The following is a 13,789-nucleotide window of genomic DNA, read 5'->3' as shown; positions in this document are numbered from 1 at the left end:
ATCATGCGCAACGGATAGTCGGTCATATCTCTGGCCGCTCTGAAAGCGGGGCAAGCATGCCCGGCAGTCGAGGTGTCTGTAATTCGCCACGCCATTCGCTCGCAGCGGGTCAGATGCCGGTCTCGGTGGGCGCCGCGGGCGCCTCCATGGCGACGAGCATCTGGCCGAAGGCGCGAGCCGCCGGGGATGTCGCGCCACCACTGCGGATCAGCATGAAGTCGGCACTGGGCAAGGCCGGAAGGCCATATTCACCATCGAGCACGCGCAGACCGGGCTCCACGTCGCTGCGCATCAGCACGGCCACGGCCAGCCCCGACCGTACCGCCGCGCGAAGGCCCTGTTCGCTGGGTGAGGTAAAGGCGATGTGCCAGTCGACCGGTGTTGCTTCCAGCGCGGCTACCCCCACCAGCCGGTTGATGCAATTAGGCGGGTGGAAGGCAAGCGGCAGCGATGCGCCCTCGGGTGGCAGGAAGTTGTCGGCCGCGACCCAGGCGAAATCCGCCCGCCGCAGCGGGATGCCGCCATTCTCGCCCCCGGCGGTGGAGAGCACGACGGCAAGGTCCAGCTCCTCGGCCGCGATCATCGTGCTGAGGTCCAGATAGGTGCTCACATGAACATCGAGCCGCACCGCAGGAAAGGCGCGCGAGAATTGGCAGAGCAGCGCCGGCAATCGCTCGCCCATAAAAGCCTCCGGTGCGCCAAAGCGCACGACCCCCGTCACCGGCGAGGGACGGAAGCGTTGCGCGAGCGCATCGAGACCGGTGAGGATCTGACGCGCGTGCAGCAGGAAGTCTTCGCCGTCATGCGTCAGCGTCAGCCGGCGCGTCGTACGCCGGATCAGCGCCCGGCCGATCTGGTCTTCGAGCCGCCGGATCTGGTGGCTCACCGCGGGCTGGGTGAGGCTCAGCCGCCGGGCAGCACGCGTGAAGCCGCCCGTCTCGCTGACCGCCACAAATGCGCGCAGAAGTACCGGGTCGATGTCCATGGCTATCAATTAATTATGATTTGTTATGAATTCCAGAAAATAAAATCATTTCTGTTATTATTTGCTTCTCCCCAGATAGCGCACCAGCCGGGCAGACAGGCCCGGACATACGAAAGGTGCCGTCCATGTCCCTCTCCCATGCCCGAAAAAATACGCTGGCGCTGCTCGCGGTGTGCCTTGGCGCGCTGATGTTCGGACTCGAGATTACCAGTGTCCCGGTGATCCTCCCGCGTCTCGAAGAGGTCCTTCACGGCGACTTCCGGGAACTGCAGTGGGTCATGAACGCCTACACGCTCGCCTGTACGACCGTGCTGATGGCGACCGGAACGCTCGCCGATCGGTTTGGCCGCAAGCGCATCTTCATAATCAGCGTGATCGCCTTTGGCGCCACCTCCGCCCTTTGCGGCTTTGCCGACAGCATAGCGCTGCTGATCGCGGGCCGGTTGCTGCAGGGGCTTGCCGGCGGGGCCATGCTGATCTGCTCGATCGCGCTACTCTCGCACCAGTTTCAGGACCCCCGCGATCGCAGCCGCGCTTTCGCAACCTGGGGTGTCGTTTCGGGAATCGGCCTCGGTTTCGGTCCGATCGTCGGGAGCGCGATTATCGCGTTGGCAGGCTGGAAATGGATATTTCTTGTCCATCTTCCACTCGCGCTCCTGACCCTGGCGATCGCCGCCAGCACCATAACCGAATCCCGCGATCCGGACGCCAGCCGCCTCGACCTGGCAGGAATTCTGACCCTCTCGCTGACGGTGTTCGGCCTTGTCTATGTGATCACGCAGGGCGGCACCCTTGGTCTGTCTGGCTCAATCACGATCGCGGCCGCCACGGGGGTTTGTTTCGCGGCATTCCTGTTTGCCGAACGGCGACAAGCGCATCCGATGTTCGATTTTTCCGTCTTTCGAAACCGCAGCTTTTCGGGCGCCATCCTTGGCTGCATCGCAATGAACGTCAGCTATTGGCCATTCATGATCTATCTGCCGATCTACCTTCAGATCGGCCTCGGGTACGACACGCTCAGCACCGGCCTGTGCCTGCTCGCTTACACATTGCCGGCTCTGATCTTTCCTCCCCTGGGCGAGCGCATGTCCCTGCGATACGGGCCGGGTGTCGTCATCCCGTTGGGTCTGGCGACGATCGGTCTCGGCTTTATCGCAATGAAGCTTGGGAGCGTCGCGGCACAGCCGGGCTGGCTGACCATGTTGCCCGGCCTGCTTCTTGCGGGCATCGGCATCGGTATCACCAATACACCCGTGACCAACACCACGACGGCGTCAGTCTCCCCGAGCCGGGCCGGTATGGCGTCGGGCATCGACATGAGCGCGCGGCTGATCACGCTGGCCGTGAACATTGCGCTCATGGGCATATTTCTTGTCGAAGGGATCGCCGCCGCGCTGCAACGCGTCGCTCCGAAGGGAGTCGAGCTCGCTCAACTGCGGGTTGCGGCGGAAGCGATCGCTGCGGGCAATGCCGAAGCGCTCGCTTCCGGTCAGGCGGTCGTCGGCAACCTGCCGGAGGCGGCCATGCAGCACGGGCTCATCGCGGGTTTCGGCCTCGTCATGATCTATGGCGGTGTCGCGGCATGGATTTTGGCAATATCGAGTCTCATCCTCTTCAGGCCGGGTCGAGACATGACAAAAATCGGGCACACATAATTATATTGCGGCGCGCAAACAGATGTTGAGGGCCTGCGTCTGCTCCTCCGAACCAATATCTGAAAGCCGTCCGGCCGCAATCGGCCAATTCCTGCCGTTTGAACCTGGCCCTTCCATTTGGAGGAGCGTTCCGTGAAGGCCGTAGCGCGCGACTAGATCAAAAATTTGAGGCCCGCTCTCTGTTTCGCGCCGTCCATTCGCACCCAGCCTCTTTTGGGGTAGCTTTGAGCTAGCTGCCACAAGCCCCCCTGTGTATGTCAGCAAATATGGCAAACCACTTGCGAGTGGGGCAACGTCAGGCCACGCGCGTTCGCGCCGACCGCGTCGCGCCGGATTGCCCGGGCGGAAGGGGTGGTGCTAACGCGGAAAGGCGAATCTCTGAACGAGCCGGGATTATCCCCGTTCGACAATTCGGCGAGACTGAAGGGGCAAGGGTTATATATGGCTGATGGTCGAAAGACGCTGGGGGCGGTGATGGCCGGGCTGCGCGCGCGCAATGGCTGGACCCTCAAGGAAATGAGCCAGCGTTGCGGCATCCCGGTCTCGACCCTCTCGAAAGTCGAGCATGACCGGTTGTCGCTGACGTATGACAAACTCCAGCAATTGGGCGAAAAGCTCAACCTCAGCATGACCAGCCTGTTCGCCGAGCAGGAGGAGGCGCCTGCACCGATCCTGGGCCGCCGCAGCATCGGGTCGATCGAAACGGCGCTGCGCGTCGACACGCCCAATTACGAATATTATTATATGTGCACCGAATTACGCCACAAGCGGATGGTGCCGATGATCACGCGCATCCACGCGAAATCACTGGAAGAATTCGGCAAGCTCGTGCGCCACAGCGGCGAAGAATATATCTATGTGGTCGAGGGCACATTGACGGTGCACACCGAATATTATGATCCGATCACCCTTCAGCCGGGCGAGTCCATCTATATCGATTCAGGCATGGGACATGCCTATGTCTGCGGCCCCGGCTCCATCGAAACGCTGACGGTCGGTGTGATGTCGAGCGCCGACGAAGATCTGTCGCAGCTGGCGTATGAAGCCCATCATCGTCTCACGGCGCCCGAAGAGGCGCAAGGCGCCGGGAAGAAATAGCTTTCGCGTTTCTTCGCGCTCGCGCTTCGATGGCGATGACAGCGAACGATCCGGCGTGTATCGGCCGTACCCCGGTCGTCCTGTTACGGGTAGGCGCCAAAACGGATCACGACGTGGGCGCGCATCTGCTGGCGCTTGCCCCGCCGCGAGGCACCGACGAGCGTCAGCGCCTCGCGTACAGATATTTCCACGATAGCGTCTTCTCTTGCCAGTTCGCCCGGCAATGGCGATGCAGGCGTCAGCGCCGCAGGCTGCTCCTTATCGCCTTCCCCGGGAAATGGCCCGTCGTCACTTTGCCGTCGCGCGCCATGACCTCGCCGCCGACCAGCACATAGGCGATCCCGGCCGATGCCTGCATCGGCTGATCGAACGTCGCCCGGTCCTGAATTTTGGCAGGGTCGAAGATGGTGATATCGGCATCGGAGCCCGCCTGGAGCCGCCCCTTGCGTGCCATCTGCGGCGAGACCGCCTCCAGCCGGCGCGCGGGCATGATCGTCATCTTGGCGATGGCGGTCGGCAGGTCGAGCAGCTTGCGTTCGCGCACATATTGGCCGAGCACGCGTGAAAAGGTTCCGGCGCCGCGCGGATGCTCGCCCTGGGTGACCCACGGCATGCCGTCGGATGCGATCGACACTGCCGGATCGGTGATCGCCTGATCGACGACCTCTTGCGGGATGATGTGGATGACAACCGCGGCGTCCGGCTGCTCCTTGCGGAAGCGATGGAAGCTTTCTTCGGTCAACCGTTCGCCGGTCGCCGGCCATTGGATGTCGCTATAGGTGGCGCCGTTGCGTTCCTGCCACCCGTCCGAAAAAAAGGCGGAACCGATCGCGGTACTGCCCGCAGTATAGGGATAGGCTTCGGTGGTGACATCGACGCCGCGGGCCTGCGCCCCCTTGATCAGCTCGAGGATCACCGGCGTATCGCGCAGGCCGGTCGATGCGACATGGACGAGCTGGAGCGACGCGCCGGTCGCCGCCGCATCCGCCAGCACTTCCTGTGCCACCGCGATCGGCACGCCGCTCGCCTTGTCGAGCGGCCGCGACCGGACATGGACAAAGACAGGCGCCTTGCTGCGGGCGGCAGCCTGAAAGACGCGGAAGACCTCGCGCCGGCCGGCGCCGGGCACATATTCGAGGCCGATGCCATAGCCGAGCCCGCCCGCCGCCACTTCGCGATCGAGTATGGCGACGATCCGCGCTTCCTGTTCGGGAGTGGCGCCTTTCACCAGCATCGCGGGATCGGCCGTCACCTGGCCTTCGACATCGCCGCCGCAGCGCTTGTCCGACATCACCTCGAGCCGCGCGCAGATGTGCGAGGCCGAGGCGCCGAAGTTGATCAGCGCCTTGCCCTCCATCCGGCTATAGAGTGCGGCGAGCGGGGCAGTCCCGATTTCCATATCGATCGCGGTGGTTACGCCGTCGAGAAGCTGCAACCGTTCGGCCACCGGATCCTGTCCATGGGCGTGCAGGTCGATAAAACCGGGCGCGACGACGAGCCCTTTGGCATCGATGCGGCGTTTTCCTTTGAGCGCGGTCGCCGAAATCGTGGCGACCGCGCCCTGCCGGATGCCCACATCGGCAATCTCGTCCCGGCCGCTGGCCGGGTCGATCACCCGGCCGCCGGCGATGACCAGATCATAGCCCTCGTCGGCTGTTGCCGGGGCGGAGACGAGCGCCAGCGCGATCGCGATGGCCGTGGCGGCTTTCGATCCCTTGTGCCCCGACATGCTCAGAACTTCGCTTTCGCGCCGATCGAGAAATAACGCCCGATCTGGTCATAGTTCGGATTATTATAGACGATCAAAGGCGGATCGCGATCGAACAGATTGTTGACGTTGGCGTAAAAGGTGAAGGCGTCGGTCGCCTTGAACTGCACGCCAAGGTCGACATAGGTCCGGCTGGCGATCTTGTTGTTCAGGATCGGTTGCTTGTTCGGTCCAAGCTGGGTGCTGTAAATGCCCCCGTCGACATAGCGGGCGCGCAGATCGACCCCGAAGGTATCGGTCTGATAGCTGATGCTTCCGGTCGCCCGCCATTTCGGCGTCCCGAAGGCCGTTTCGCCCCCGACGATGCCCGCACGGTCGGTCGTCCGTACGCCATCGTCGATCAGCAGTTCGAACACATGCGTCGCCAGCGCGCGGACGGACAGCGTCCCCGCGCCCAGACGTCTGCGGAACGATGCCTCGATATCGAGCCCGCGGGTCTTGTATTCGGCAAGATTGCGATAGGTGCGGGTGACAAAGTCGATCGAGCCATTGCCCGTCCGCGCGACAAGCCCGCCGCAGGTGGGATCACCCGGGGTCGCTGCATAGCAGGTGTTCAGCACATCCTGCGCCAGCAGCGTCACGATGACATTCTCGATGTCGATCTCGTAATAGTCGACCGACAGGCTGAGACCGGAGGCAAAGCTGGGCGAATAGGACCCGCCCAATGTAAGCGTATGGGCGATTTCGGGCGTCAGATTCGCGTTGCCGCCGACATAGCTGACCACATTGGCCTGCACCGCATTGCCGCGATAGGGATCGGAGACATTGCCGATATTGGTGCCGCGCGCCTGGAAATATTCGCTGATATTGGGTGACCGGATATCGCGCGAATAAACCGCGCGCAGCAGCAGGTCGTTGACGAGACGAAGCGTGCTGCCCGTCTTCCACGACCAGATACCGCCGCTGGTGCTATAGTCCGAATAGCGCGCCGCGCCATTGACCTCCAGCTTCGCAGTGCCGTCGATATCGAGCAGCGGCACGTTGATTTCGCCAAAGACTTCCTTGACGTCGAAACTGCCGTTGGTCGCGGCGTAGTTCAGCGTCGCCAGCGCGCCTGCCTTCGACAACGGGTCGATATAGTCGGTCGAGAATTTCTCCCAGCGGAAATCGGTGCCGAACGCAATGTCGACGGGGCCGGCCCAGGTCGAGAAGGGCTGCCCCTGGATCGATGCACCCGCCGCGTCCAGCTTGGTTGTGGTGATACCCTGACCCGCGCCGAAGGCATAGCCGATTGCGCCGGCCGAAATATTGCCATTGCCGAACAGGTTGATCGGGACGCAGGCGGCGTCATTGTTGGTGGTATCGGCGTCGGCGTTCACGCGGCAAGTCGCCACACCGCCGACCAGCACCGAATCGACCGCCTTATTGAAACGGGCCGAAATGCGCTGGTTATAGATCGACTGGTTGTTGCGCAGCTCGCCATGGTCGTAATAGGCGTTGTAGCTCCAGCCGCCGCCCAATTTCCCCTCGATGCCGATCGCGCCCTCGATATTGCGCCGGGTGTAGCGATAGTTGACATAGCGTGCCGGACCGACGTCATCCATGATGCGGCCGAGGACAAACGGATAGGTCACGCCGGCCGCGGCCAGCTGGTTGCGCGCCGTTTGTGTCAGGAAGGCATTGTCGGGCTGAATGACGACGGTGGGCGTTTCGGGGAAGAAGCCGAAATCCGACGACATGCGGTTATAGCTGCCCTCGACCCAGATTTTGGCGGCGTCGCTGAATTCATAGCTCGCGCGTGCGAAGACATTGGCGCGCTTGTAGGGTGAGGTGACGGCGACATAGTCATAGATATTCTGCCCGCCGCCACCGACGGTGAACTGGCCGGAGGTTTCGCTGCCCAGCGGGAACTGGCCCACCGATCCGTCCGGATTGAAAACCAGATTATAGGGTGCGGCGGTCAGCTTCAGCACCGAGCCGCCGTTGTTGATGATCGTGTAGTTGACGTCGCGGGCCAGCACGAGCTGGCCGTCGGCGCGCGTGAACAGACCGGCTTCCATATTGGGGCGGCTCTTGCGATCGAACGCGCCCTTTTCCTGCGTATAGTCGGCGCCGATCATGAAATGGCCGCGGCCGTCCGCAAAGCCGGTGCCCCACGCCAGATTGGCGCCATAGCGCTGCGCGTCGCCGCGCGACGAAATGCCGCCGTCGATGCCGCCTTGCAGACCGGTCAGGTCGTCCTTCAGGATGATGTTGACGACGCCGGCAACGGCGCCTGAACCCCAGGCGGCCGACGCGCCGCCGGTGACGACGTCGACGCGTTCGATCAGCGCTTGCGGCACCGTGTTGAGGTCGACCGAACCGTTGAAACGATGGCCGTTGAGCAGGGTGAGGGTCCGCGCCGCACCAAGACTACGCAGATCGGCAGACGAGGAGCCGCTGCTGGTATTGCCGGTCGTCGTCGCCGGGGTTTGCGTTCCGCGGAACGCCGGCATGTCGTTGAGGACATCGCCAATGCTCGGCCGGTTGCCCTGGCGCAGCTCATCCGCGCCAACCACCGTTGTCGGGGTGGGGGCGTCAAAGCCCGAGCGCTGAATACGCGAACCGGAAACAACGATCTCGTCATCGCCGCCGCGCGCGTCCTGCGTGTCCGCTACCTGTGCGCCGGCCGGAACGGCCGTCACCAGCAGCGAAAGCGCGCTTCCCGCATACCATTTCATCAATCCCGGCTTCATGCTCTTCCCCTTTGGCTAAGGGCCGGGGTGCCCTGTTGATGCTGCGCCCCCTGGCGGCGCTGGCTTATTGTCCCGGCCCGATTGATCTTGAGGGATAGAAACATGCCTAAAAGGAAAATTCAATCCTGATCAGGATAAAAATGTCACTTTTATGATTCTGCGATGAAATTTGCGGGTCATGGCGGAGGCTTAGGGCTGACCCGGCTTCACCAGATGATAGGCCACATGCGGCTGCGAGGCGAAGCCGAGGCGTGCGTCCTCTGCGTTTCCATAGAAGCGCAGCTGATCAAAGGGGCCTCCTTCGGCGATTCCGGTGACCCGTTCGTACCGATTCGGCCCGATCTTTTCCCAGGCGGTCTTTTGCCCGCGCCCCTCGACCAATATCCCGTGGTCGCCGACGGCGGACACCTTGATGTCGCCCGCGGGATCGGCCGGCTTGCTGTAATCGCGGCGGTTCGACCGATAGGCGCCCAGCGGCGGCAAGGTGCCCGCCTGCGTCCAGCGCTTCGCCGGCTGTTGCGGGAAAAGGCGGCCGATGATGGCATCGCTCAGTTCGGTTCGCCCCGCATAGCTGGCATCGCCGCCGGTGAAGGACACGAAGAAGCCCAGACCGGCCTGCGGTGCGAGCAGGAGATAGGAGTGGAAATCAGCCGTATTCCCCCCATGCCCCACCAACCGCGGACCCTGTTCGCGCGCGACCATGAAGCCGTGTGCCATTCCGGGCTGGTCCGGCGTATTCGCAATCGAATTGCTCTCGAGCAGCGCGACCGATTCGGGCTTGAGGATGCGTTTCCCGTCCAGCGCGCCATTCCCCAGCATGGCCAGCATGAAACGCGCCATGTCGGGCGCCGTCGATGCGGCCGAACCGGCCGGCATGATCTTGCCATAGCGTTCATAGGGTCGGGCCTTGAAACGCCCGTCGGCGAATTGGTAGCCCAGCGCCATATTGGCCGCATTTTCGCCGGTCAGCGGCTCGGCGAAGGTCGTGTGGGTCATGCCGAGCGGCTGAAATATATGCTTGGTGACATAGTCGTTGAAAGCCTCGCCCGAGACCCGTTCGACGATATAGCCGGCGAGCGACGCGCCATAGTTCGAATAGGAGGCCTCGGTGCCCGGCGCCCACAAGCGCTGCGGGATATGCGTCTTCAGGAAGGATTGATAGCTTTCAGGCTCGGCCCATTCCTTCTCGTCATAGCGCAGGTCGCTCATCCCCACCGTGTGCGAGAAGAGGTCGCGCACGCGGATGGGCTTTCCTGCGAAGGGCGGGATCACGAAGTCGATATAGCGGTTCACATCGGCATCGAGATCGACCTTCCCGGCTTCGATCTGTTGCATCAGTGCGGTCCAGGTGATCAGCTTGGAAACCGATCCGGGGCGAAAAAGCGTCTTCTGCCCATCGACTTTGACGCCCCGGTCGACATCGGCGAAACCATAGCCGCGCGTGAACAGGACCTCGCCGTTCTGCACCACGGTGACCACTGCGCCAGCGACCTCGCGGGTCGCGAGTTGCTGCGCCATCACGCCGTCGACGAAATCCTCCAACCCCGCGACGTGTCCCACATCTGTCTGGGTGGCTGCCGGCGTTTGCGGTGCTGCACTAAGCGGCGTCGCGGGCAGTGCGACCCCTAGGGCGAGAGCGATTGCAAGCGAGGAGGTAGTGCGGGAATTGGAAAAAATTTTCATAAATAGGCACCATTTCTCTTTACAGGATGATTTGATCATCCACAATCGGGCCGGCAAATCAACTGGGACTGGGGTGGATGATGCAGAAAAATTCCCGATTATCACGGCGGGCGATGCTTGCGCGGACCGGCGCGCTGGCGGTGACAGCGTTTCCGATGGTCAATTTCGGCACCTATCAGGTCCATGCGGCGTCCCCGCGGCGCTTTTCTTCGCGAGTCGTCGGCCTGGTAAAGCAGGCCACGGTGATCGATATGCTGGCCCCGCTGACGCTCGATTTCCGTCCCGAGGTGTTCGCCGAGCCGCTCAGCGAAAAGTGGGCGGCCGATTTTCGCGCGAGCGGGATCACCGGTTTTCACAATTCCGTCGGTATCGGCGGCCCCGACGCTTATGAAAATACACTGGCCTTCCTGCTTGCCTGGACGGGCTTTACCGCGCGCAATCCGCATGTGTTCGCCGGCGTGGGCAGGGCGGAAGATCTCGACCGTGCGAAAGCGAATGGAAAATGCGCGGTGATCATGGGGCTGCAGAACAGCGATCATTTCCGCAGCGTCGCCGACGTGAAGTCATTTTATCAGCTTGGGCAGCGCGTTTCGCAGCTGACGTACAACAGCCAGAATCTCATCGGCTCGGGCTGCACCGATCGCATCGACGGCGGGCTTTCGGACTATGGCGTCCAGATCGTCGAGGAAATGGACAAGGTCGGCATGCTCGTCGACACGTCGCATTGCGGTGACAAGACGACGCTCGACGCCATCGCCGCCGCCAAAGGGCCGATCGCGATCACACACAGCAATGCGCGCGCGCTCAACAATCATCCGCGCACCAAGACCGACGAGGCGATCCGCGCGCTGGGCGCGAAGGGCGGGGTGATGGGGATCACCGGCGTGCGCAATTTCCTGACGGCCGCCGAGCCGACGACGGTGGCCAATATTGTCGACCAGATCGACCATGTCGCGAAGCTTATCGGGTTCGACAAGGTTGGCATCGGATCGGACGCGGACCTTTATGGCTACGACGATATGGAGCCCAAGGCCTATGCGGCGCTCAAGGCGCACTACAAGGGCAGCTATGCCTTTCGTGACAAGATCGACACCGACGGGTTCGACGATCCGCTGAAATTCTACAGTCTGACCGAAGAGATGGTTCGTCGCGGTTATTCCGACGACAATATCCGGGGCGTTCTCGGCGGAAACTTCCGGCGTTTGCTGGGCGAGGTATGGAAATAAAAGCGGCCGCAACGGCTGCATAAGGGGAGAAGATATATGGCTAATATGCGAAACGGCTGGATGATTGCCGGCGTTATACTGGCTTCCGCCGCCACGCCGGCATGGGCGGCGGACGATGCCGCCATTGCCGCGGCGATCGACCGGGCCGCAGAGCAGGCGGTCGCGGCCGGCGAGAGCCCGGGGTTGCAGGTTGCGGTCTATAAGGACGGCAAACCCTTGCTGGTGAAGGGCTATGGTTCGGGTAATCTCGAACTCAATATGCCGGTCGCCAACGACAGCGTTTTTCGCATCGGTTCGGTGACCAAGCAGTTCACCGCAGCCGCGCTGGTCAAGCTGGACGAGGAAGGCAAGCTGTCGCTCGACGACCTGCTGTCGAAATATTATCCCGATTATCCGCGCGCGGGCGATATTACGCTGAAGCAGATGCTGCACCATACATCGGGACTGCATAATTATACCGATGACGAAAGCTTCCTCGCCCAGGCGGCGCTGACCAAAACGCCCGATCAGTGGGTCGCAACGTTCGCCAAAATGCCAAAGCTGCAGGATTTCGAACCCGGCACCGACTGGAATTACAGCAATACGGCCTATTTCCTGCTCGGCGCCGTGGTCGAGAAGGTCGAAGGCAAGCCGCTGGCGAAGGTTCTGGAAGCCCGTTTCTTCCAGCCGCTCGGCCTCCGCCATACCGCGTTGGACGACGAGCGCGACGTCGTGCCCGGCCGCGTTGCGGGATATGATGGAGAGCCCGGCAAATTTCGCAATGCCGCGCCGATCTCGATGACGATTCCGGGCGGCGCGGGGGCCATGCGATCGACCGCTGGCGATCTGGCGCGCTGGAACGCGGCGCTGTTCGGCGGCGAAGTGCTAAAGCCGGCCTCGCTCGCCGCGATGATCGCGCCCGGCCAGTTGGGTGACGGAAGGACAAGCGGTACCGCGATCGCGAAGAAGGAAGGCATGCCCGCTGGCGAATATGGCTATGCTCTGTTCATTTCCGACTATGAAGGACATCGCAAGGTCTCGCATGGCGGGGGCATCTTTGGATTCAACAGTTCGCTGTCCGAATTCCCCCGGGACCGTATCACGGTGGCGGTGATCGCCAATTCGATCGGCAAGGATCTTGGCGCACGCATGGTCGCAGAGCGCATCGAGCGGATCGCACTCGAGCTTCCGGCGCAGCCTGCCGCAAAGAAATAGCGCGAGTGAGAATAGCCATAAACCCGGCCTCTGCTTTCGGAGCTGCGATCGCCGCCTGGTCCGGGACTGCCGTCATGACGAAGTCGGCCGCTGGAAGCTCCCGCGGCCGATGTTTTAATCGGATGCGTGGCACATGCCGCAACGCCGCTTTGCCGGGTCCCTGAAGGGTGGGTTCAATGCGGCGCGGATGGGACTTCGAACGCCGGGTCATTGTGAAGTGTCCTCGCAGAGAGGAGCAAGCGCCCCGATGACGCTGGCGAGCTGCATTTCCTGTTCGCCTTCGGCCATGGTGCGTTCGAGGATGTCGAGCACGACCGCGGCTGCGTGGCGAGTGGCATCGACAAGCGGGAGGCCCCGGGCGAGGCCGGCCGTCAGAAGGCCGGTGAAGAGATCGCCTGTCCCGACCGGCACCGTCGGCAGACGCGGCGACGACAGCCGCGCGTAGCCGTGGTCCTCGAAGACGATATTTTCCAGCGAGTCAGCCGGCGTATCGGCCAGCGTGCAGCCGGTGACGACAACCCGCGCACCGCGCTGCGCCTGAACCTTCACGATGCTTGCCTCAAGCTCGCGCCAGGTCGTTGGCTGGCCCCCCGCGATCAGTCCGACTTCGAATTGGTTGGGTGTCAGCAGATCGGCAAGCGGGACAAGCTCGTCGCACAGGCATTCGACGACCTGATCCGCCACGAAGACCCCGAGATGGGCATCTCCCATCACGGGATCGCAAATATAGATGATGCCGGGATTGAGCTGTCTTGCCCGTTTGACGAAGGCGGCCACAACTTCACCGTTGGCGCGCGAGCCGAGATAGCCGGAAACGATATAGCGGCTCGTCTCGATCAGCCCACGCTCCTCGACCCCGCGTAGCAGGTCGCCCACAAGTTCAGGTTCCAGCACCCGGCCGCGCATGGTCTCGAAACCCGGATGGTTGGAAAGCAGCGTCGTCGGCACCGCTGCGACGTTCAATCCGTGGGCCTGCATCGGCAGAACGGCAGCACTATTGCCTACATGCCCATGCACAACCTGGCTCTGGATGGAGATGATGGAGGTCGTCATGGGCATCGTCCGGGGTTTCATTTTTCTGCTCCTTCGCTGACGGTCAAGCGGGTGCGCTTGCGGCGCGGCGGCCGGCCGTTGAGGACAAGATCGGCAGTCATGCCGCCGCCTTGCGGAACATAGGATAGGCCATTGCCCCTGCAAGACTGCCGCCGATCGAGCCAGGGTTCGAAAGCATCCATGCCGCCCGAGACATGGCCGATCGCGATATTGATGGCTGAAATACCGGCGGGCAGCACGTCGCGGGTTGCCGTAGCTGCCAAGGACAATTCTGCCCGAGCGCCGCCCTGACTGGGAGCGCGGGGCGATGCCTGAATGGAAGGGGGGGCGCATCCTTTCTTTCCTGTTTCTCCGGGTTAATCGGCAATCACCGACGCCCCGGGATGTCACGCTGCCAAAACGCCATTCGCCACGGGAGTGAACAGTGTGGCCACCAGCGCGAGCTTTACGGC

At 62.6% G+C, this 13,789-nt stretch carries 10 protein-coding genes; 4 read left to right on the top strand and 6 right to left on the bottom strand.

The annotated features are described in order from the left end of the window. Positions 1 to 109: 109 nt before the first annotated feature. Positions 110 to 985 (bottom strand): LysR family transcriptional regulator, encoded by an 876-nt coding sequence (locus AC07NV_RS01865; RefSeq protein WP_495164635.1) that lies wholly within the window; start codon positions 983 to 985, stop codon positions 110 to 112. Between the two features lie 125 nt (positions 986 to 1,110). Here AC07NV_RS01865 and AC07NV_RS01860 point away from each other — a divergent pair, with 125 nt between their 5' ends. Further along, positions 1,111 to 2,640 (top strand): MFS transporter, encoded by a 1,530-nt coding sequence (locus AC07NV_RS01860; protein WP_495164634.1) that lies wholly within the window; start codon positions 1,111 to 1,113, stop codon positions 2,638 to 2,640. Positions 2,641 to 3,081: 441 nt separating this feature from the next. Then, complete coding sequence (locus tag AC07NV_RS01855; protein ID WP_495164633.1) at positions 3,082 to 3,738, top strand: helix-turn-helix domain-containing protein; 657 nt, start codon at positions 3,082 to 3,084, stop codon at positions 3,736 to 3,738. Between the two features lie 238 nt (positions 3,739 to 3,976). Here AC07NV_RS01855 and AC07NV_RS01850 read toward each other — a convergent pair whose 3' ends face one another. From AC07NV_RS01850 to AC07NV_RS01840, 3 genes are all read right to left on the bottom strand, one after another. Continuing rightward, positions 3,977 to 5,467 (bottom strand): amidohydrolase family protein, encoded by a 1,491-nt coding sequence (locus AC07NV_RS01850; RefSeq protein WP_495164632.1) that lies wholly within the window; start codon positions 5,465 to 5,467, stop codon positions 3,977 to 3,979. A gap of 2 nt (positions 5,468 to 5,469) precedes the next feature. Continuing rightward, positions 5,470 to 8,181: a TonB-dependent receptor plug domain-containing protein gene (locus AC07NV_RS01845; protein WP_495164631.1), complete on the bottom strand. Its 2,712-nt coding sequence runs from the start codon at positions 8,179 to 8,181 to the stop codon at positions 5,470 to 5,472. A 189-nt stretch (positions 8,182 to 8,370) separates the two neighbouring features. Beyond that, positions 8,371 to 9,741 carry a serine hydrolase domain-containing protein gene (locus AC07NV_RS01840; protein ID WP_495164630.1) on the bottom strand — a complete coding sequence of 457 codons (1,371 nt, stop codon included), beginning with the start codon at positions 9,739 to 9,741 and terminating at the stop codon, positions 8,371 to 8,373. Positions 9,742 to 9,977: 236 nt separating this feature from the next. Here AC07NV_RS01840 and AC07NV_RS01835 point away from each other — a divergent pair, with 236 nt between their 5' ends. Continuing rightward, on the top strand, positions 9,978 to 11,090 hold the full coding sequence (locus tag AC07NV_RS01835) for a dipeptidase (protein WP_495164629.1): 1,113 nt from the start codon (positions 9,978 to 9,980) through the stop codon (positions 11,088 to 11,090). Between the two features lie 36 nt (positions 11,091 to 11,126). Next, the gene (locus tag AC07NV_RS01830) at positions 11,127 to 12,284 is read left to right on the top strand and encodes a serine hydrolase domain-containing protein (RefSeq protein ID WP_495164628.1); all 1,158 of its coding nucleotides are present in this window, start codon (positions 11,127 to 11,129) and stop codon (positions 12,282 to 12,284) included. A 207-nt stretch (positions 12,285 to 12,491) separates the two neighbouring features. Here the strand turns inward: AC07NV_RS01830 and pdxY are convergent, their stop codons facing one another. Beyond that, positions 12,492 to 13,358, bottom strand: a complete 867-nt coding sequence (gene pdxY, locus AC07NV_RS01825) for a pyridoxal kinase (RefSeq protein ID WP_495164627.1) — start codon at positions 13,356 to 13,358, stop codon at positions 12,492 to 12,494. Beyond that, on the bottom strand, positions 13,355 to 13,600 hold the full coding sequence (locus tag AC07NV_RS01820) for a hypothetical protein (RefSeq protein ID WP_495164626.1): 246 nt from the start codon (positions 13,598 to 13,600) through the stop codon (positions 13,355 to 13,357). Before AC07NV_RS01820 ends, pdxY begins: the two co-directional genes overlap by 4 nt. Positions 13,601 to 13,789 lie beyond the last annotated feature (189 nt).

Source organism: Sphingopyxis sp. GW821-FHT10B01 (assembly GCF_059415685.1).
Note: the sequence above shows the minus strand (reverse complement) of the source record. Positions and strands in the feature narration are given on the sequence as shown.

What these genes read in the sequence shown, in the direction of transcription:
- AC07NV_RS01865 (WP_495164635.1), bottom strand. Translation starts at nt 985, where the DNA reads ATGGACATCGACCCGGTACTTCTGCGCGCATTTGTGGCGGTCAGCGAG.
- AC07NV_RS01860 (WP_495164634.1), top strand. Translation starts at nt 1,111, where the DNA reads ATGTCCCTCTCCCATGCCCGAAAAAATACGCTGGCGCTGCTCGCGGTG.
- AC07NV_RS01855 (WP_495164633.1), top strand. Translation starts at nt 3,082, where the DNA reads ATGGCTGATGGTCGAAAGACGCTGGGGGCGGTGATGGCCGGGCTGCGC.
- AC07NV_RS01850 (WP_495164632.1), bottom strand. Translation starts at nt 5,467, where the DNA reads ATGTCGGGGCACAAGGGATCGAAAGCCGCCACGGCCATCGCGATCGCG.
- AC07NV_RS01845 (WP_495164631.1), bottom strand. Translation starts at nt 8,181, where the DNA reads ATGAAGCCGGGATTGATGAAATGGTATGCGGGAAGCGCGCTTTCGCTG.
- AC07NV_RS01835 (WP_495164629.1), top strand. Translation starts at nt 9,978, where the DNA reads ATGCTTGCGCGGACCGGCGCGCTGGCGGTGACAGCGTTTCCGATGGTC.
- AC07NV_RS01830 (WP_495164628.1), top strand. Translation starts at nt 11,127, where the DNA reads ATGGCTAATATGCGAAACGGCTGGATGATTGCCGGCGTTATACTGGCT.
- pdxY (WP_495164627.1), bottom strand. Translation starts at nt 13,358, where the DNA reads ATGAAACCCCGGACGATGCCCATGACGACCTCCATCATCTCCATCCAG.